The following is a 20,102-nucleotide window of genomic DNA, read 5'->3' as shown; positions in this document are numbered from 1 at the left end:
TTTATTTTGTCAATATTAAGACTACTTTCTGGATTCCTGCTTTCGCAGGAATGACATAGTAGGAGTTTATCCCACAATTACTTTCAGCTTCTCTATAGTTTTTGGATCTTTTACAAGTTCTAAAAATATTTCCTGCTCATAGGCAAGTAGCTCTTCTTCATTTGTTTCATTATGTGTATCAATAATATCTTGAAATTTGCTAAGCACCTTATTTTGTAGATCGTTATATTTTGATGTATCTATTGCTGTTGCTAAATTTATTTTAGGCAAAGTAATTTTATGCGGAATCGGTACTATCTTTTTAGGTAGGTTTAATTTTAAAGCTTCCTCTAAAATATAATGCTTGTTCATATTTACGTGCATATTCTCTACATCATAATCTGCTTTCAAGTAATCCGGCTGAACTTGTTTTATTCTGCTCTATAATATTGCTGATATTTCTAATTAGTTTAGTTTTATTACCATTACTTCAAGCAAACATTTCGGTAACACCGCCCCACCCGGGTATTAAACCAACACCAAGTTCTACAAGCCCTGCGTTAAGTTCTTGATTTCCTATAATAAAGCTTGAGTGCAATAACAGCTCATATCCACCTCCAAGTGCCACACCAAGACCACAAGCTAATAACATGTACAGAGGAATATTTTAAGTGGAGCATGGTTTGCTGTCCCAGCTTTAGTAAATTCTCTAGATCGTGAAAATTCCTTCAATATAAGACAGAAGAAGTTTTAAATCAGCACCGGCAGACAAATTATTTCCTTGCGGATAAATATAAAGATTTTTACCGTCATTTTCGGCTTTACTTGCTGCTTCTTGTAGTAAATAAAACACCTCATGATTTAAACAATTCATTTTTATAGTAATAACAAAAATCAAAACATCTTGATAAAGTATTAATTTTGCCGAGCTATTCTCTAATACTATCTGACTTTCTTGTAAAATATCTTTGTGAGAATTAAATTTTTGTTTATCGATTTTTTGATATTCTTTATTGGCTAAATATTGCGGAAGTGGGATATGCATTAAATCGGCATTTTTAATTACCGAATTCCAACCGTTTTTAGCCGCTATAGTCAATAATTCAAATGGACCATATTTCCAGCTGTAACCAAGCTTCATAGCAGCATCGATATCATAAATATTATCCGTAACCGACGGAACTAGACCTGCTAAATAAACATAAAATTCCGTGATAATTTCAGTAAAAAATTTACCGTAAACCGAATCACTTACAAGAAGCGCATCAAGATTAAAATATCTACTTTTTGAACAGGACTATATGATAAGTCGTTTATATTGATAACTTCTTTAATCTTTTTGCCATTTGATACCGATAAACGATAAAATCCACCGTCACTTTTACGTCCAATTAACTGCTTCTCTATCATCTTATCAAGAACAGGGGTCTTTACATATTATTTTATGATAAGCATCATTTGCAGGAAGAGAGGCAAGTAATGAACTTGAAATTAACTTCATTACGTCATACCCGATTAGATCATATAAACCGAAAATTCCGGTACTCGGCAGCCCCAAAAATGTAGTAAATATTTTATCTATAGTAGCAACATCAAGATTCTGACTTATCGCTTTACGGGCTACTAATTCAAGTAAAAAATACCCTACTCTATTAGCAATAAAACCAGGCGTATCATTACATTTTACTATAATTTTACCAAGCGTTTTCGTTAAGAACTCTGATACTCTTTCTATTACTTCAGCCTTTATCATAGGGTCTATAATTAACTCAAGCAGTTCCATATTATCTTGGCGGATTGAAGAAATGCGTAATAACGAACCTAGATTTAATATTATCTGGTAAATTCTCTTTGAGTCTTTCAAGCGGTAATGTAGAGGTATTAGAAGCAATAATTGCATCTTCTTTAAGATAAGGAATAATTTTATTATATAATTGGTGTTTGATTTCTAACTTCTCAACAATAACTTCAATCACTAAATCACATTCTTTAATTAAATCTAAATCATATTCTAAATTACCGATGGTAATAAAATTTGCTTTATCAGGAAAAGATAAAGGTGGAGGTGGAGGTTTTTGTTTATGCAAATTGTCTTTAGCGGTGTTAACTATTTTATTAGGATCATCGGAATCTTTAGCGATAATATCAAGCAGCACTACTTTATAAGAGGAATTAGCAATTAACGCTGCAATCCCTGAACCCATTACTCCCGCAACGATAACACAAACTTTTTTTATTTCATTTTGCATAAGTTACCTTCTGTGTTACCCCGTGCCTTGACCATGAGGTCCAGTTAAAAATACTAAAAATTTTTATTATTTTTTGGATCCCGTGGTCAAGCCAAGGGATGACATCGAGTGTGTTTTTCGATACACACAACCATGTCCCCTTGCAATAACGTTATGTCATAGCAACACTTAAGACTTTTACCGACGCCACCCCCGGCTTGTCGTAAAATTTTAGCACATTCATTTATAGTAACAGCAGTGGTAACGACATCATCGACTAATAAGATTTTTTTACTTACAATATTATACTTTGTGTTAAATTTGATACTACCCTTTATATTATTTTTGTGTTGTTTTCGTGAGAGAAAAGTCTGAGACTTAGTCCATTTTGCTTTAGTTAAAATCTCAGCTTTTAACATTTTATCGGTAACTTTTGCAATTTCTATAGCTAAAATACGAGCAGGATTATACATTCGTAGGTACAGGTATGATTAAATCAATATCTTTTATATCCTCCCTGCTATATCTATTATATACAAGCTGAGCAAAGGTCTTAGCAAATATCGTCTTATCTTGATATTTAAACTGATGAACTATTTTTTTGCTATGCTCATTACACTTAAATAAGCTGCGAGCAAACTCATAATTAGGTTTGTTGCTATAACAATTTCCACAAATGCAGTTATCTAAGATTTTTATAATAAATCTTTGTCCACATATACTACAATAGGGTCTTGCTATAAACTCTAGCTTCTTCCAACAATCGCTACAAAATTCACCGCTCCCCCTAGTATTTCCGCACCGCTTAAACATCTCTGCGGCAAGATATAATCTATAAGATAATTATAAGTCTTTATTAACAATTAAAATCCTCTTGAAGATTCATGGTGTTTAGAAGCATTCGGTGTTGATTGTGATAATGGTGCGCTAGCACCATAACGAACCCCCTTGCCACGTGACAAATTCTCTTGCATATGTTGGCTTGCTCATGAGCTTTATTTTGCTCAGGTTTTACTTTATTGCTAACATTTGGAGTTATAAAAGATTGAAATATTTCTTCCGTATATTTCTTTTAAATCACCAAATTGCGATTCAACAAAATAACCGACTCCTACTTTTACTGCCGATTTAACTTTTTCAAAATTAGTTTTTTCAGCAGGAGGAGCAAATTCAGGTCTCGCTGCAACCTTTGCTCTAGTTACATTAAAATGCTCCCTTAGCTGCCCTTCACTTAATTGATCAATTTTAGGGGGTATAGTTAAAAATTCTTCTAATGCTTTGGTATCTATTTTTGCTTGCCTTTCTTTTTCAAGCAAGTCTTTCTTATCTTCATAATTTCTTATTGATGTTTTAAACTATTTATTTGATTTATTTTATCTTTTTTTCGCTCCACACGCACTAAATTAGCATCTCCTTCACCTATTACTCCTCTCCTCCCAGTAACACCTGCTACCAAACCGCCTATAATACCGCCTATAGAGCTTGCTTGTGCTACTAAAGATACCGTCTCTAAGGTAGTATCTCGTATTGCTTTTAAAATCTCTTTAGTTCTAGTTGTATTTAATTTTTCAGATTCAACTTTTTCTTGGTAAATTTTAGCTAATTGAGTATCCAAGACATTTTTAAGTTCAGGGCTATCTTTTGCTTTATCTATTCGAGTAGTAACTACTAACTCTGCTTGCTTCACATAATTAGCTTTAATATTTTCTAAAGTTTTTTCTTTCTATCTAAACGCTTATCTTCTTTTACTTCTAAAGTTTCTTTTCCAACATTGTAAGCAACGGTTGATAAAGAAAGTGCAGCAAGCCCAACCCCGACGGGAGTGGAATTAAGGACTAACGATACTACAACGCCGCCAATTCTAGCCGCACGTCTTACTGCTTTACTACCTAATGTTTTATATGTTTTCTCTAGAACATTTGCTGCAGTTTCACCACCGGGTAATGTCATGATTTTATTTAATGCCTTATCGGCTAAACCGGGACTTGGGGGACCTTTTTCTTTAATTTTTGCACCTTGCTGAAGTGTATCAACCGGATCATAAGCTTTTGCTACTTTTTCTCCAACGTTAATTACTCCTTCTACTAATATGAGTAGGACTAGCGATAACTTTACTGCCCTCCTGTACCACTTCGATTGCTACTCCACTTGCAGCGATTCCGGCACGAGCAACTCTAGCACCGTAAAGTGCCGTATCCTCTTGCAGCGTTCTTTTTCCTGCTGGCGTGTTTTACGATTGCCGTTCTCCTGTGAAGGCTCAGAAGCTTTGGTTTGTGCTGCTTCTAAAAGCTCTACTCTTTCAGGGGTATTTATTGAAGATTTAAGCTTATTATCTTCTGCTGCATTTTTTATTCCTTCTTCAGGAGTATTAATAGATGATTTACTGCTTAAATTTTCTTTACTCATGCATATCTCATAAAATTATGTTCTATGTTATTTCACATTCTATGTCATTCCCGTGAAAGCGGGAATCCATCTTTTAAAAAGTATAAATAAACAATGCTGTTATCGATTCTTGATTACTGGATGCCACTTTCGCGGGAATGACATCAGAACTAGCTAGAAATGATACAAAAGAACACTCACCTCTTCCCCATCGCATAGCTAGTAACCAAGTTTTTTACAGATTTAAAATTATTGATCACCTTAAATCCTATTTGTCTTAAACATCTTAAATTTTTGGAATAATTTGCAAAAATATTATTTAACTCATCAGTCAGCTTATACATAATAAAATTATCCTCTTGCCTTAGCTTTTGATATTCTTGTAATGTGCCATTATTACTAACTATCATACTCAAAATCTCTATATCCTTTATGCCCTGATTAAGCCCTTGTCCGGCTAGCGGATGTACTGTGTGGGCAGTGTCGGCAATAAGCACTATACGGTTATGAAAATATCTATTTGCTATACGGGCTTTTAGTGGAAAGCTACTAATCTCACTATCAATAGTAATTTTACCTAGGGAATTACCGGCATTTCTTTGAGTTAAAAACCTAACTTCTTCTACAGGCAAATTAACAATTAAAGCAGCCTGATCAGAAGAAGTGGACCATATTACGGATGAAGCATATTGATCTTTTAAAGGCAGCAAAGCAAAAGGACCAAGCGGCAGGAAATGCTCCATAGCACAATTTTCATGCGGCTTTTCATGCTTAATATTAAATGTAAGAGCAGTTTGATAAGGTTTCTCAATTTCATTAGCAAAGTAATGAGACCTCACTTTTGAATTTGCTCCGTCACATATAATTAATAAATTACACTTAATTTGGTTATCATCAAATTTTATAATCGAATAGTCATTATGGCTTATAACCTCTTGATATTGATTATTATCAATTAATGTTATCAACGGATTATTAGTTATTTTTGACAATAGCATTTTTTTAAAGTCGCTATTCTTAACCACATATCCAAGTACAGCGTCAGCGTCATTTCGTAAGTCTAATATCTCTGAAGCCTTATTATCTACTACATATATGTCTTGCATTTCTGCTACAAACTTCTCAAACTTTTCCCATATATCAATAGAGAATAAGAAATTTTTAGAATGCGGCGTTAAAGCAGTAGTTCTTATATCTTTAAAAAACTCTGGGCTTTTTACCGATTTACTCTCGAATATAGTAGTTTTTATACCCTTTTGTGCAAAAGAAAGCGCCGTTAACATGCCGCTAAGACCGCATCCTAAAATTACCGTATTAGACATCTTCCCAAACTCTTCTACTTCTAGAGGTAATTTGTGCGTCGATCCGATACTCGCATCCTCACGTACGCTTGTGTACGCTGCGGTGCTGCGTTTCGTGTCTCCTACAAATTCCTCTCTATAAGCGAATTTGGCAAGATGTCTATCAATCTGTTTTGTTTTCATTCGATTCATTTATGAAATATTTTAAATATCCGTTTGTTGCTATAACGCTTAGAAGAAAATAAATAATTGCTATATCCAAATATGAACTATTGCCTGAGTATAAACCTAAACAACAAATCAATAAACTCGCTAAAGTCGTGAAGCTATTTAAAATCAATAAATTTGTAAAAATATCCGTTTTGCTGATAAATAGGTAGGTTATTAAGCAAATAAATAATGAAATAATAATTAAAAAGATGTTAAGCATAATTTTTAAAATCGGTTTTACTGTTGGATACACAATCGTCATCGTCATTGCGAGGAAATTACGAAGTAATTGACGAAGCAATCTCAGGAGCTTGTTATTATTTCATGAGATTGCCACGCTCCCTACGGTTGCTCGCAATGACGACTTGGATATCCTACCCCTCTCATTATATATAATCATTTATAACACTACAAACTGCAAATAAAATTAATTAAAATTCCTTAAATAATTTTAATATTATGTAATCTTAGCCAACCTTTACATTATAAATAGCTATTGTGACAAAAATGTTATAAAAAAATGTTGCTTTCTTTTACATTCGGCATTAACCTATATATTTAGGTTCTTACGTACGATTGCTAATTGATTTAATATTTTACGATATTTTTTGCTGCAAATTATAAGATTTTTTTTTGAAATATGAATAACTAATTCTTGCAAAAATCTTATTAATTTTCGCTAAAAAATATCGTAAAATATTAAATCAATTAGCAATCGTACGTAAGAACCTAGTATTAATATTTTTAAGGTAAATTGTAATGTCACAACTAGATGTTTTAATAGTAGACGATGAAGAGAGTATACGAAATCTCATTGCTGCAAATTTGAAAGATGAAGGTTTTAACCCTAAGGTTGCCGCTAATAGTACTCAAGCCCTTAAAATACTTTCCGAAAAACCGGTCTCTGCAGTTATACTTGATATTTGGCTTCAAGGAAGCGAAATTGACGGACTTGGGATTTTAGAGATAATAAAAAAACGCTATCCTTTAATGCCGGTAATAATTATTAGCGGTCACGGTACTATAGAAACAGCAGTAAATGCTATAAAAATGGGTGCTTACGATTATATAGAAAAACCGTTTAATAATGATAAATTAGTTATTTTACTTACAAGAGCTTGTGAAGTAACAAAGTTAAAACGCGAAAATATAGATTTAAAATCAAAGGTTATAGATAAAACTGAATTAGTAGGCGAATGTTCGGTAACTTTAAAATATAAAATGGCAATAGCAAAGGCAGCTACCTCTAGCAGTCGTATAATGATTCACGGTAAAGTCGGTAGCGGTAAAGAACTTGCAGCAAGATTAATTCATAAACAATCTAAAAGGGTTAATAATCCGTTCATTATTTTCAGCCCTACCTGTATGACTACGGAAAAAATCAATCAAGAATTATTCGGCGAATCGGAAAAGCAGGCAAATAATAAACGCCCTACTATCTTAGAATTTGCCAATAACGGTACTTTATATATAGATGAGGTCAGTAATATTCCTATTCCTATCCAAGTAAAATTATTAAAATTCCTTAAAGATCAAACTATTACAAAACCTTGCGGAAAAAATATTAAAATTGATATAAAAATTATCACCGGTACTTCTAAAAATATCCAAGATGAAGTTAATAACGGCAAATTCCTAGAAGATCTATATTATCGCCTTAATGTATCCTCTCTAAAAGTACCTTCATTATATGAAAGAAAAGAAGATATACCGCTACTCGTTAAGTATTTTGTTAAGCAACTTTCAAAATTTTCAGGTTTAAAAGAACGTAGTTTTGCCGATGAAACTATCGCTGCTCTTCAATCCTATGAATGGCCGGGCAATATTAGACAATTACGTAACGTTGTTGAATGGACTTTAATTATGAATCCGTTAACTACAGGTAATAATGAAATTATAAAACCTTATATGATACCTTCTGAAATATTAGCAAATAGTGCTAATCTTACAAAACTTGAAGATAGCTTTGATATGTTATCTATGCCGCTTAGAGAAGCTAGAGAAGTTTTTGAGCGTCAATATCTATCGGCACAAATGAGTCGTTTTAATAATAATATTTCAAAAACATCCTCATTTGTCGGTATGGAAAGATCGGCTTTGCATCGTAAATTAAAATTATTAAGCTTACATATACCTCCTACCAATAGAATAAATGACGAAGAATATGAGGAAGCAAATGCTTAAAGTCATATCAATAATTACGATTTATTTGTTATTAAGCAGCTGCTCCGAATCTACTCGTGATGCGAACGGATTACTTACGGATAGCCAAAGCACGGTAATTCGGAATTATATAATATCGCAAAATTCTAAAAACCTTAAAGTGAACCTTAAAGAGAAGTTCGGTTCAAATTTAAAAGGAGTAAAATTAATAGGAGTACAGCTAATAAATGAAGATTTATCAGGAATAGATTTGACTTCCTGCGAAATATTACGCGCTGATTTTGCAGGTAGCAATTTAGAAAAAGCAATACTTACAAATGCTATAATTCAAGAAAGTAATTTTGCAGATTCGGTAATAAAAAATATTTCCGGATATAATTCTGACTTTCAAGGTTCAATTTTTCACAATATCACATTACAAAATACAAATTTTGTTCAATCAAATTTTAGTGATACTGCTTTTAATAAAACTACTATAATAAATGTCAACTTTGAAAGTTCTGAATTTAGTCATGTATTATGGAGCAATAATACTATCGACGGTGTTAATTTTCAAAAAGCTAACCTACAGAATAATAGCTTTAAAAATACTAATATAACAAATTCAATATTTTACGGTACGGATTTAGAAAAAAGTATAATAAATAATACCAATTTTACTAATAATTATTTTGAATCTAGCAACCTAAGTCAAACTACATTAACAGCAGTAATAATTAAGGATTCTAACTTCACACAAAGTATTTTTAATGAAGTAAATTTTAATAACGTACAAAGTAATAACTCTTGCTTTGCATACGCTTCCTTTCAAGATTCAACATTACAAAATATTAGCCTTACTAAATGTGATTTACAAAATAGTACAATTAGTAGTTCAGTTTTAAAGCATTTTAAAATCAATAATGCGATATTAAATAATATGAGTCTAAACGATAATAAATTTAATAATTTATCAATAAAAAATAGTAATGCTAATTTTGTAAGGATTAATAAAACTAAAGGCTCAAATATTACTTTAGATAATATTAGCTATACTAATAATATTTTTAGCAATAATGATTTTAAACAATTTATAGTGATTAATACTAACTTAAACAGCAGTGAAATAATAAACTCAAATATAACTAACGGACAATTTAATAATATAAATTTTTCTAAATCTTTAATACAAAACGTAAATTTTTCAGATGTTAAAATTACTTTAGGCAATTTAAACCAAGTAGCTCTAATAAATTCCACTCTAACAAATACTGCGGTTATTAACTCCGTCCTTTCTAATTCGCAAATAAATAATATTAACTACCAAGCGTATTCCGGTTTTATTAATACTAATGTTTCTAATAATATTATTTTAAATAGTGATAATTCGAGCAAAATTCTACCAAATAATATAGTAATAAATTCGGTAAAAGATTTGCAAAAAATAACTCACTTAGCAAATATGAATTTAACAAATTTTGACTTGAGCAACTTAATATTTGATAGAGTAGATTTTTCAAATAGTATCTTTAAAAAAGCTAACCTAACAAATACGGTAATAAAAAATTCTATTTTAAAAGAGGCTAATTTTTCTACAGCAATACTTACTAAAACAGATTTTTCAAACTCAATATTAACAGATAGTATATTTAAATCAGCTAAAATTGATCAGGCGGGCTTTAATAACTCCGACCTAACAAATGCCGATTTTACCGAAGCAGCAATTAAAGATACTTCGTTTGATAAAGCTAAGACAAGTGGAATGAAAGGAGTAGAATAATCTTTAAATACCTTGGTCCTTATACGAACATTCAGTATGTCATCCCCGCGTGGCATTGTTGCGTGGATCAGTAAATGCTCTTTATGTCATTCCCGCGAAAGCGGGAATCCAGTAAAACATATAAAAAATTTTTTATATGCTTATTTTGTTAAAGGTATAATTTTGTCCAATATTAAGGGTTATTTTTCTAGATGTCTGCTTTCACAGGAATAACATAGTATTTACCTTTGGTTGCTCTTGGAAGACTTTGCTTTATTAGTAGGAGTATTAGACGGTGTAAATGAATTATTATGTATAAAAGCAGTAGGACTTTGCTGCTTCATTCTATTAATAATTTGTTGTTGTTTAAGAGTATTTATCTTTTGTTTTCCAGCTATCCTTATAGATTGAGTAATTTTGGCAGTTTCTACAAATATTTCCTTAGGAGTTTGTAGCTGATCAATTCGCTCATAATGTTTTTTAAGAAACTCTTCTTTTATCTTTGGCTTTATTCCTTTCAAATCAACATATGTTCTATATAACTTCTTTAATTTTATTTGTTGCTTGGAAGATTTGTGAGGAAATGATTTAATCGAATTAACAAGACTACTACCTATTTCTTTTATAATATTAACTGCAGGCGAAGCTATTTTCTTTATTCCTTCATAAATTTTACCTAACCCACTAGCAATAATATCTAATAGTTTAGGCGCATATTCTTTAGATATAGGGGGTATACCTAATAATATCTCTCGCTTCAGTTAGATTATGAGCTAAATGGAGTTTCTCCTCTAACTCGGTAGAGCGATTAGCATATGAACTAGCTATATCTGCCTGAGCATCTATAGTATCGGTAATTATTGATTTAGTATCATTAAAAGAAAGATCTATAGGTGTCTTTTTTTGCGTTATAGGACTGTCTTCTCTTAATTTATCTAGCCTATCACGTATTGCTTGGTCTTTTTGATCATTAAGGCTTTTACTTTTTTGTTCTAGTTTAAGCTCAGATTGCAGCTGCTCAATTAGATCGTCTACTTCATTACCGGATTTTTTTGTGGGGATATAAGGTCTATCTTGGAGCTTTGCAAACCTTTCTTCTAATTCTTCAAGTGATGGAGGAGTGCCTTTAAGTTTTGCTAGTCTTTCTTCTAATTCTTTTATTATTTGATCGTCCTGCTTTTTCTTAGACATATATATACCTCTATAATAATTCCTAGGTTTTGTAAAAGAAAATTAATAAGATTTTTGCAATAATAGTTATTCCTATTTCAAAAAAACCTTATGATTTACAACAAAAAATAGATTAATTTAATTTTCCGCATGCAAAGCCTAGTTATTAATAACACAAACTACTAACTAAAATAAAGTATTTTTTGATATGAGTTAAGATATAATTATATAAAGCTAGCATTATCCGTGTGGATCAGTTTTGCCATTGTCACCTAGTTCCTTGATCACGGGGTCTAATTAAAAATACTAATATTATTAGTATTTTAAGTTGTTTTCTGGATACCACACAATTCAGCTAATTCTGCACGTGCCTTATTTTCTCATATAACTTTAAACATTTTTCTTTTTTAACCATTCCCTCACTTCGTCAGTAGTGTAAGTTTTAAAATCAGGGGCATTAATTCTTTGCAAAGCAATTGTGCATCTTCTGAATCTTCTTATATTTCCTGTAGATAATATTCAATTGCTTTACGTACTATATATACCCTTTTGATCTGTCTAAGTTTTTTGCTGACTATGCTAAACTATTATTTAGTTCGTCCGGAATAGTTAAATTCAGTCTTGCCATCTTGTGACCTATCTTTAATTAATAACACATTACGATACATAATAGCACAAACTACAAACTGAAAAAAGCTATAAATACTTATCCAACACGTCCGACATAATTTTACGAGCTACAGGGGCGGCGGCTTTACTACCGCCTCCGCCATGATCAATAAAGACGGTAACGGAATAACTAGGATCGTGATAAGGAGCGAAGCCTAAGAACAAGGCATGATTACGCCTCTCCCAAGCAATAGATTTACGGCTTAAATCATCTTTAGCATTTAGTTTGCCTTGCACCTGCGAAGTACCGGTTTTACCAGCGAGCTGCCTATTTTTGCCTAAAATTCTATTATAATACGCCGTACCTCCCGCAACATTAACGGTATTATACAAACTTTCTTGGATTATTGTGATATTTTCGGGCTTAATATTGACATTATAAAATTCCGGATCATTTTTTAATATTCTAGGCGTATACAGTTTACCGTTACTTGCAATAGCTGTAATAAACCTTGCAAGCTGCATCGGCGTTACCCCTAGAAACCCCTGTCCGATTGCTAAATTAAAACTATCTCCTATTGACCAAGGAAGCTTTAATTTTTTCTTTTTCCACTCTTTTGACGGTACAAACCCGCTACTTTCAGGAGCTAAATCAATACCGGTTTTTGAACCGAGGCCAAATTCTCTTGCAACTTCAAGAATTTTATCCGGACCTACTATTCTTGCTAATTCATACATATAAATATTACAAGAATGCTTTAAAGCAGACATCATATCTAACGTTCCGTGTCCGCTATGATTCCAACATCTAAAGCTATTAGTACCAAGAGCAGAGCTACCGTCGCAAAAAACGGTTTTATTAGGATTAATGCCTACTTCAAGGGCTGCAAGTACGGTAATTATTTTAAAAACCGAGCCTGGAGGATAAGAATTTTGTATTACCTTATTAATTAAAGGCTTATAAGGATCACTCGTTAAACTTTGCCAATAATTTTCCGATAATTTACTGAAATGATTTGATTCAAAACCCGGAGTGGAAGCACAAATTAGTACATTTCCGGTTTTAGTATCCATAACTATTGCCGAAGAACCTTTAGGATTTAAATATTGCTGGATATTTTGCTGAAGAGACACATCGATATTTAAATGCATATCTTCACCCGATTTAGTAGGGGTTCCTGCTATTTCTCTTACCTGCTTACCGTAAGCGTTTACTTCAACTTTTTTATAACCAAATGCTCCTCTTAGTTTGTTATCGTAATATTTTTCAATACCGGATTTACCGATATTAAAATCGCTTAAACTATGTATATTTAATTCCTGCTTCTCGTGCTCATTTATTTGACCAAGATAACCGATTAAATGAGAAGTAACGCTTGAAAAAGGATAAAACCTTAAATAACCTATATCAATAAATATTGAAGCGAGTTTATGCTTTTGTTCTTCAATCATTGATACTTGCTGCCAATCAAGCTGATCAAATATTATTAAAGGAGTGTGGCGACTAGATTTTTTAATTTTTTGCTTAATATAATTATATTTTTCCGGAGATAAATTTAGAATATTACTAATTATTTCTAATTCATCCCTATAATTATTATTAATGCTTCTATCTATTACTAGCTGATAACATGGTTTATTAGTAGCTAAAATATTGCCGTCTAAATCGTAAATTCTTCCTCTAGTCGGTGGAAGTACAACGAAATTAATACGATTCTTATCCGATAAAGTCTTATATTCTTCGCTTTTAATAAGCTGTAAATAAAACATTCTTATTCCAAGCAACGATAAAAATCCGAGTTTACCTAATCCGATTATAAAGGCTCTTCGTGAAATTAACTCACCATGTAGTATTTTCTTATTTAGCATACTGTTTAAAGTAATTCATAGGAGAGTCAAGTATAAGACGAATTATATTATAAGAAAATATAGTTGTTAAAAATTGAAAGAAAATTATTAAATATCCGTCTGCTTCTAGCTTCTTGATTGTTATTAGTAAATATTTAAAATTCAATATAAATAAACAATAAACGCAAAAAATAATGAAATTTATTAAATAGTTTTTAGCTACAAAATATTGTGAAGATAATTTATAAATCGTATATGCCGATAAAAAAACTAGCGAATTTGTACCGATAGGCATACCACTTATTTGATCTATAAATAGACCGAGAAAAAATATGCTAAAAATATTTAAGGAATATAACGACATAAAATAATAAATAAATATAATTTCCATCGCCGGAAAGATTCTGCTTTGAATATTTATTTTATAACTCACTAACGGAAATAATATTATAAAAAAACATAGCAAAGCAAACAGCAATTTTAATATTATTTGTAAGCTATTTTTATATATTTCCTGTTTTATCTTTAACATAAATAGTTTTTTGTTATATAGTTTTGTACTGTGTCATACCGTGACTTGATCGGCAATTAGGTTGTCATCCCACGACTTGATCGCGGGATCTATATAAACAACATTTTGTGTGGTCATTTTTACTGGACCCCGTGGTCAAACCACGGGGTGACAATAGAAAAATTGCAACCACCCAACGACCATATCAACCATATACAAAATATAAATTAATTTTCTATTTTGTACAGTTTTAAAAAATGAACATGGATTCTACAATAACTCACAACAACTAGGGTTAGGTCTTTTATCATTATCGCTAAGCTCTAATTCTTCTTGTGCCTCGGAACTTGTGGATATAAATAGTTGTTTTGATATAATATTATTTATTGTTGTCGTAAGATCAAAAGACTTAAGCCGTGGGATAGGTATACTAGGTTTATCTGTTATATTTTTATTTTTTGACATAAAAACCTCCTTTTTAGCTTATAAATGCGTCATTACCAGAAAATTTAGGCTTTTTGTTGCACAGATCGTTTTATGTCATTCCCGCATAGGCGGGGATGACATCAAGTAGGTTTTACCGATCTACGCAACAATGCCTGCTCGCAATGACAAAATCTATAATTATTAGGTAATATTTTAACTTTCTTCCTCACTTTGTTCTATCGGTTCTAAACCATATAAAGATATCATACGTTCAAATACTCTACCGGCAGTAGGGGCAGCCGTCCAACTTGCGGTTGCAAAACCAAAGCTTTCTTTAGTCGGTTTCGGCTCATCAAATCTAATAAAAATAATATATTGCGGGTTAGATGCAGGCAGCATACCTAAAAACGATGACGCTCTACTATTTTTTAGATATTTCTTTTTTCCCCCTGCCCCTTGTGAAAGTTTTTCTGCCGTACCGGTCTTACCGCCGATAAGATAGCCTTTGACCTCTGCTCTTTTACCGTTACCTTCTTTTACTACCGCTCTAAATAATTTCTTCATTTGGGTAGAGGTATTTTCACTAAAAACTTTTGTACCTATTACTTTTTCATCCTTTCTTTTTAATAAAGTAAGATCATATAAAGTACCGCCGTTAACAACCGGTAACATTGCTCTAACAAAATGCAAAGGGCTAATTGAAATGCCGTAGCCATACGACATAGTAACACTCGTTAACTCATTCCATCTTTTCTCGGAAGGAAATAACGGAGTACCTCGTTCAGGTAATTCTATTTGCAACTGATCTAATAGACCTAATTTCTTTAGGTATTTTTTAAAATTGCTTTTACCGATTTCAAGCATAATTTGACTTGTGCCAATATTTGAAGAATATAGAAAAATCTCAGGTACACTATGCCATCCTTGCCTTGGCGTATAATCCTTAAGCTGGAATCCTCCTACTTTCATATAACTTATATCATAAGCATCATTCATATTTATTGCACCGGTATCAAAGCCGACTGCCATAGTTAATGCCTTAAACACCGAACCCATTTCGTAAATCCCGAGACTTGCTATATTAAACAGCTCTTCCGGTTTGGCTAAACTCGGATAATGCGGATCGAAATCAGGCTTATTTACTAATGCTAAAATCTCGCCATTATTTGGATCAGCAATAATGCCTACTGCTCCTATGGCCTTAAATTGCTTTAAAGTTTTATCAATCTCCTCACTTAAAATACTTTGTAATCTGATATCAATAGATAATTGAAGCGGTTCTTTCCGATTCTTTGGTTCGTTTAATTCATAATCAGAATTAGTTAAATACTTATCATAAGCGAGCTCTAAACCACTAAGCCCTACCGAGTCTCTACCTACATAACCGACAACATGCGACAATAAATTAGAAAAGGTATAAATTCGTTTCTGCTCTTCTTCAAATTCAAAACCAAGTAACCCAAGGCTAGTTATCTTTTCTTGCTGACTAGGTAGTACATCCCTTTTTACCCATATAAAGCTTTTATTTGACTTAAGTTCTGCAAGTAATTTAGCTTTATTAATATCAGGTAGAATTTCTGCTAGCTTTTTTACGGAAGTTTCAGGATCAAGTACTATTTGTGGATTAGCAAATAATGAGGCAGAAGGTAGGTTCACTGCTAATAAATTACCGTTTCGATCAACTATTTCTTTTCTAAATTGATGATTTTTTTTAAAGGAATTAATATTTTTATCGTAAACATTCGTAGCAACGATTATCAATCTGTAAGATAAAGTACAAAAAAGAAAAGAAAAGACACAAATAACCATTAATAATCGGATTTTTGTATTTTTACTACAAACATTCCAAATTGTTAGACTTTTAATTGTAGGTTTCCATTTTTCCCAAATTTGTTTCATATGTTATTTATGGTGTTTCAAACACTAATATTTCCGCAATCCTTATGTCATTCCCGCGAAAGCGGGAATCCAGTACTTTAAAACCTTTTCAAAACTTGATTTGAAAAATAAAAAATCTTTAAAATCAAGATTTTTTGAAAAGCTCGATTTATCTCGCTTTACCCTAGATTCCCGCCTACGCGGGAATGACATCGAACACTTTTTCCAAGCCATGCAACAATCCTACCAAGATACGAAGATCAACTTCAAAAAGAGCAAGGAATCCACAAGACGAGGAACGGAGAGTATACTTAATACGTGAGTACCACAGTACTTGTAGGATGACGTAGCCAATTTTTGAAGTTCATCGAGTATCCTGCACTCTACTCGAAACAGTCTGTATATACTTATTATTTGTAATTCTTTTGTAACGCCATTTACTACTCTTGGAAATACTAATATTATGATTAAATTTAATATTTTGATCGATATTTGGCCCTAACGGATCTTTTATCATTTGATAAGATTTAACTGTTTCTAATTTTAAATAAGCCGCCGCAAGTTTTTCCAATCTAGCCGGCAAAAGTAGATAAGCTTGCTCTGCTTTTAAAATATGAATATTATTATTCTCACTATTTATCTGTTTTACAACGCTACTTAATTGATAATCAAGAGTTGAGACTCGCTCCTTTATGCTAAACAAACTACATATTGCTATAATTGTTATCAATAATGTTAAATAGTGAAGCTTTCTTATACTCATAATTAATTACTCATATATCGCTTTTGCTGCTCGAAGTTTTGCCGATCTCGCTCTAATATTTAGCCCTACTTCTTTATCTGACGGTGCTAGAGCTTTGTTAGTAATAATCTTAAGCCATTTATTTGGATCAATCGTCATGTCGTCTTTAGCATATTTTGATCTTACTACCGGCTTTTCCGAATTTTCTTTAAAGAAATTCTTAACTATCCTATCTTCTAAAGAGTGAAAAGACACCACAACTAAACGTCCGTCTTTCTTTAATATATTTTTTACATTCACTAAAAACTGCTCTAACTCCCCAAGCTCATCGTTTACATAAATCCTAATGGCTTGAAAGGTTTTAGTTGCAGGATCAATTTTGCCTTTTCTAAATCCTATACTACTTCTAACAATCTCGGCTAACTTGCCTGTACTATCAATTCTCGCCGTTTTTCTATATTCTACAATTCTCTTAGCAATTCTTCGTGAAAAGCTCTCATCTCCGTATTTGTAAATTACGTCAGCTAGCTCTTTTGCCTCTGCCGCATTTACAAACTCCTCGGCACTAAGCCCTTGCCCGCTCATACGCATATCGAGTGGTCCGTCATGCAAAAACGAAAATCCTCTATCTGCTATATCTAACTGCATTGATGAAACGCCTAAATCCAGCACTATCCCATCAAATTTTTTTTCCTTAAGCTTTGCAAAACTACCCGCAAAATTTGTTTCTACAAAATCAAATCTCTCACCGTAATTTTGCTGAATTTCTTCGGCTCTTTTAATCACGTTTGGATCACGATCCAAGGCTGTGACATAACAGTTACAGCTTTCTAATATTGCTTTGCTATATCCTCCTGCTCCAAACGTACAATCTAAATAAGACTCACCGGCTTTTGGGCTTAAGGCCTCTAACATTTTATTTAGCATTACAGACACGTGAGATTGTATCATTAATGAGCATTCCTTAAAGTTAAGCGCTTTTCATGAGCAATTTTTTGAGCGGCATTTAAATATTTCTCAAAATTCTGCGGCTGCCAAATCTCAAAAATCACCCCTTTACCTACAAAACATGCTTGCTCTTCGATTCCTGCATGCTTCATTAAAGATTGCGGCAATATAACTCTTCCCTCCCCATCAAAGGAAAGTTGTACAGCTTCCCCGAATATCATAGTCTCAAACGCATCACGCTCCTCGGAATAAGGATCAAGCGTCTCTGTCATCTGCCTTAATTTCTCGATATGCGAAATACCGCACACCTCTATACAATTATTCCTAATCGACGGATAAGCAATTACACCGTTAAATAATTCTTTCCCTAGTACCGCACGGTAATTCGCCGGCACCGACACCCTACTCTTTTTATCAACACCATTTACATACTTAGATAAAAATACATTCATTGGTATAATTTGGGTTAATTTGGGATTTAATGGGAAATTCTAGGATATTATAGGAATATCAAGGAGTCAAGGGTTTTTAACAAGGATGAGTTAAATTATTAAGATGTCATACCGTGGCTTGACCACGGTATCCAAAAAAATAATTTAAAATACTAATATTAGTATTTTAGAATGGATTCCGCGATCAAGTCGTGGGATGACAGAGGGGGAATTGATCCACACAACAACGCCATACAGGAATAACATCGAACCACACAACAAAGCTTAATCCAATGATTTTATGGATTTTTTAAAGTGATTTTCACCTTGAAAATTCATATTATTTAATATATTAATTTCAGATAAATGATTATAGTAATTTTATGGCTAAAGTTAGAGAAATAGAAACGATGGCTACTCTAATAACAGAACAAACATCTTCTTATGATACAGGTATGGTGTTTGGATATTACCTTACTAGAGCAAGACGACACCCTAACTCCTATTGCTTCTTCCAATTTTATCCCTAGCATTAGTTTATCGGCCATTCAAGAAGTACCACTGATATCTTCATCTTCTGCACAAGACTCCGGCTACAACATTACACTAGATAAACTATTCGAACAGTTTCACATCACTTACGGAGCATATTCTTTTTACCAATCCAAGTTTTTTCAAACCGCTCAACTAAAACATCTTATAAAAAAGATTTTAGATCATCAAGGTGATGATATCAATATTCAAGATTCGTTTTATCATACAGTTCTACATAAGGCTATTTACCGCAAACTTTATGATATAGCTGAATTTTTACTAGAAAAAGGAGCTTCAACAGAGTTAAAAGATTTAGATGGATATACACCTCTTCAATTAGTTATTCATGAAGGCTACACAGAAATGGTTAAATTTAATAATATGGAGCAGATCATCGAGATAAAAACTAATAGAATTAGTACCCGATGATAAACCTGAATTAAAAGCTTTTTTAAGCCTTGCAATAGCGTCTCAAAATAATAATTCTAGCACAATAGATAATTCTCTTGTTACCACTAAAGATATAGAAAAATTAAATGATACTACAAATTTCTATACCGGTTCAAGAATATCTAAAATTGTTGTGGTTGCTAATGAAAATCCTGAAGAGTTGGGACTTGAATTAGCTGGTGCAGTACATGAATAGGTTTCTTAAACATACTCAATAATGACCTATAGAACTATTTTAATATAGGTTAATTTAAAAAATATTGACTTATTAATTTTTATTATGTTTTATTTGAAATAATTATTGATTAATGTTAATAATGATTTTATTTTTTACATAAATAAAGGTTAATTATGCCGCAACTTAAAATAGGTATTTTTAAAATACATAAATATTGTAAAAATATAAAAACTACAACTCAATCAAACGCTAACTATCCCCTAAAGAAAAAAACTACTGAAAAAAAATTAAACCCCACTGTAAAATATAGAAATATGCTCCCAACCAAGATATTTGGACACCGGATACTGAACTTCTTGGAACAGATTATGAC

Annotated in this window: 25 protein-coding genes and 1 pseudogene; 3 read left to right on the top strand and 23 right to left on the bottom strand. The window is 32.3% G+C overall.

Annotated elements, in window-relative coordinates; translation table 11 throughout:
• Positions 1 to 66: 66 nt before the first annotated feature.
• From RPR_RS03905 to RPR_RS03845, 14 genes are all read right to left on the bottom strand, one after another.
• Entirely contained in the window at positions 67 to 351 is a 285-nt protein-coding gene (locus tag RPR_RS03905) for a hypothetical protein (RefSeq protein WP_014419861.1), read from the bottom strand.
• Positions 352 to 469: 118 nt separating this feature from the next.
• Positions 470 to 631: an enoyl-CoA hydratase/isomerase family protein gene (locus tag RPR_RS08125; protein WP_014419862.1), complete on the bottom strand. Its 162-nt coding sequence runs from the start codon at positions 629 to 631 to the stop codon at positions 470 to 472.
• 57 nt (positions 632 to 688) lie between these two features.
• Positions 689 to 1,120, bottom strand: coding sequence for an enoyl-CoA hydratase/isomerase family protein (locus RPR_RS03900; protein ID WP_085065681.1), 432 nt, complete (start codon positions 1,118 to 1,120; stop codon positions 689 to 691).
• Positions 1,121 to 1,230: 110 nt separating this feature from the next.
• The gene (locus RPR_RS09065; RefSeq protein WP_228368901.1) at positions 1,231 to 1,389 is read right to left on the bottom strand and encodes a hypothetical protein; all 159 of its coding nucleotides are present in this window, start codon (positions 1,387 to 1,389) and stop codon (positions 1,231 to 1,233) included.
• Between the two features lie 4 nt (positions 1,390 to 1,393).
• On the bottom strand, positions 1,394 to 1,762 hold the full coding sequence (locus RPR_RS03895) for a 3-hydroxyacyl-CoA dehydrogenase family protein (protein WP_014410844.1): 369 nt from the start codon (positions 1,760 to 1,762) through the stop codon (positions 1,394 to 1,396).
• Position 1,763: 1 nt separating this feature from the next.
• Positions 1,764 to 2,228, bottom strand: a complete 465-nt coding sequence (locus RPR_RS03890) for a 3-hydroxyacyl-CoA dehydrogenase family protein (protein WP_085065680.1) — start codon at positions 2,226 to 2,228, stop codon at positions 1,764 to 1,766.
• Positions 2,229 to 2,314: 86 nt separating this feature from the next.
• The gene (locus RPR_RS03880; protein WP_228368900.1) at positions 2,315 to 2,680 is read right to left on the bottom strand and encodes a ComF family protein; all 366 of its coding nucleotides are present in this window, start codon (positions 2,678 to 2,680) and stop codon (positions 2,315 to 2,317) included.
• On the bottom strand, positions 2,673 to 3,020 hold the full coding sequence (locus RPR_RS03875) for a ComF family protein (RefSeq protein ID WP_085065679.1): 348 nt from the start codon (positions 3,018 to 3,020) through the stop codon (positions 2,673 to 2,675). Before RPR_RS03875 ends, RPR_RS03880 begins: the two co-directional genes overlap by 8 nt.
• Before the next feature lie 209 nt (positions 3,021 to 3,229).
• A complete protein-coding gene (locus RPR_RS09060) occupies positions 3,230 to 3,523 on the bottom strand; it encodes a hypothetical protein (RefSeq protein WP_228368899.1) in 294 nt (97 codons plus the stop codon).
• Between the two features lie 23 nt (positions 3,524 to 3,546).
• Complete coding sequence (locus tag RPR_RS03865; protein WP_146603335.1) at positions 3,547 to 3,894, bottom strand: hypothetical protein; 348 nt, start codon at positions 3,892 to 3,894, stop codon at positions 3,547 to 3,549.
• A 20-nt stretch (positions 3,895 to 3,914) separates the two neighbouring features.
• A complete protein-coding gene (locus RPR_RS03860; RefSeq protein ID WP_085065808.1) occupies positions 3,915 to 4,157 on the bottom strand; it encodes a hypothetical protein in 243 nt (80 codons plus the stop codon).
• A 189-nt stretch (positions 4,158 to 4,346) separates the two neighbouring features.
• Positions 4,347 to 4,613 carry a hypothetical protein gene (locus RPR_RS03855; RefSeq protein WP_085065678.1) on the bottom strand — a complete coding sequence of 89 codons (267 nt, stop codon included), beginning with the start codon at positions 4,611 to 4,613 and terminating at the stop codon, positions 4,347 to 4,349.
• Positions 4,614 to 4,789: 176 nt separating this feature from the next.
• Positions 4,790 to 6,076 carry a 2-octaprenyl-6-methoxyphenyl hydroxylase gene (ubiH, locus tag RPR_RS03850; RefSeq protein WP_012736714.1) on the bottom strand — a complete coding sequence of 429 codons (1,287 nt, stop codon included), beginning with the start codon at positions 6,074 to 6,076 and terminating at the stop codon, positions 4,790 to 4,792.
• Positions 6,057 to 6,323, bottom strand: coding sequence for a monovalent cation/H+ antiporter complex subunit F (locus tag RPR_RS03845; RefSeq protein ID WP_085065807.1), 267 nt, complete (start codon positions 6,321 to 6,323; stop codon positions 6,057 to 6,059). The genes ubiH and RPR_RS03845 overlap by 20 nt, the downstream gene beginning before the upstream one ends.
• Positions 6,324 to 6,862: 539 nt before the next feature.
• On the opposite strand from RPR_RS03845, the gene RPR_RS03840 reads away from it, so the two are divergent.
• Together RPR_RS03840 and RPR_RS03835 are read left to right on the top strand one after the other, a co-directional pair.
• Positions 6,863 to 8,287, top strand: a complete 1,425-nt coding sequence (locus RPR_RS03840; RefSeq protein WP_012719845.1) for a sigma-54-dependent transcriptional regulator — start codon at positions 6,863 to 6,865, stop codon at positions 8,285 to 8,287.
• Entirely contained in the window at positions 8,280 to 10,025 is a 1,746-nt protein-coding gene (locus RPR_RS03835) for a pentapeptide repeat-containing protein (protein WP_012736712.1), read from the top strand. The genes RPR_RS03840 and RPR_RS03835 overlap by 8 nt, the downstream gene beginning before the upstream one ends.
• A 221-nt stretch (positions 10,026 to 10,246) precedes the next feature.
• On the opposite strand, the pseudogene RPR_RS03830 reads toward RPR_RS03835, so the two are convergent.
• The 9 genes and pseudogenes from RPR_RS03830 to mraZ all read right to left on the bottom strand — a co-directional run bounded on the left by RPR_RS03830 (position 10,247) and on the right by mraZ (position 18,588).
• A pseudogene (locus tag RPR_RS03830) lies at positions 10,247 to 11,195 on the bottom strand (hypothetical protein).
• A gap of 675 nt (positions 11,196 to 11,870) precedes the next feature.
• Complete coding sequence (gene mrdA / locus RPR_RS03825; RefSeq protein ID WP_010977459.1) at positions 11,871 to 13,652, bottom strand: penicillin-binding protein 2; 1,782 nt, start codon at positions 13,650 to 13,652, stop codon at positions 11,871 to 11,873.
• On the bottom strand, positions 13,642 to 14,163 hold the full coding sequence (locus RPR_RS03820) for a hypothetical protein (protein WP_012736711.1): 522 nt from the start codon (positions 14,161 to 14,163) through the stop codon (positions 13,642 to 13,644). Before RPR_RS03820 ends, mrdA begins: the two co-directional genes overlap by 11 nt.
• A gap of 249 nt (positions 14,164 to 14,412) precedes the next feature.
• Entirely contained in the window at positions 14,413 to 14,607 is a 195-nt protein-coding gene (locus tag RPR_RS03810) for a hypothetical protein (RefSeq protein ID WP_012736710.1), read from the bottom strand.
• A 174-nt stretch (positions 14,608 to 14,781) separates the two neighbouring features.
• Entirely contained in the window at positions 14,782 to 16,467 is a 1,686-nt protein-coding gene (locus RPR_RS03805) for a peptidoglycan D,D-transpeptidase FtsI family protein (protein WP_012736709.1), read from the bottom strand.
• Between the two features lie 42 nt (positions 16,468 to 16,509).
• Entirely contained in the window at positions 16,510 to 16,680 is a 171-nt protein-coding gene (locus RPR_RS09055) for a hypothetical protein (protein ID WP_228368898.1), read from the bottom strand.
• 130 nt (positions 16,681 to 16,810) lie between these two features.
• Positions 16,811 to 17,209, bottom strand: a complete 399-nt coding sequence (locus tag RPR_RS03800) for a hypothetical protein (protein WP_012736708.1) — start codon at positions 17,207 to 17,209, stop codon at positions 16,811 to 16,813.
• A 6-nt stretch (positions 17,210 to 17,215) separates the two neighbouring features.
• Complete coding sequence (gene rsmH / locus RPR_RS03795) at positions 17,216 to 18,139, bottom strand: 16S rRNA (cytosine(1402)-N(4))-methyltransferase RsmH (RefSeq protein ID WP_012736707.1); 924 nt, start codon at positions 18,137 to 18,139, stop codon at positions 17,216 to 17,218.
• Positions 18,139 to 18,588: a division/cell wall cluster transcriptional repressor MraZ gene (mraZ, locus tag RPR_RS03790; RefSeq protein WP_012736706.1), complete on the bottom strand. Its 450-nt coding sequence runs from the start codon at positions 18,586 to 18,588 to the stop codon at positions 18,139 to 18,141. Before mraZ ends, rsmH begins: the two co-directional genes overlap by 1 nt.
• Before the next feature lie 423 nt (positions 18,589 to 19,011).
• Here mraZ and RPR_RS03785 point away from each other — a divergent pair, with 423 nt between their 5' ends.
• Entirely contained in the window at positions 19,012 to 19,530 is a 519-nt protein-coding gene (locus RPR_RS03785; protein ID WP_012736705.1) for an ankyrin repeat domain-containing protein, read from the top strand.
• Positions 19,531 to 20,102 lie beyond the last annotated feature (572 nt).

The sequence above is a fragment of the Rickettsia peacockii str. Rustic genome, from assembly GCF_000021525.1.
Lineage (GTDB): Bacteria > Pseudomonadota > Alphaproteobacteria > Rickettsiales > Rickettsiaceae > Rickettsia > Rickettsia rickettsii.
The sequence above is the reverse complement of the archived record's forward strand: the minus strand, read 5'-3'. Positions and strand labels throughout refer to the sequence as shown.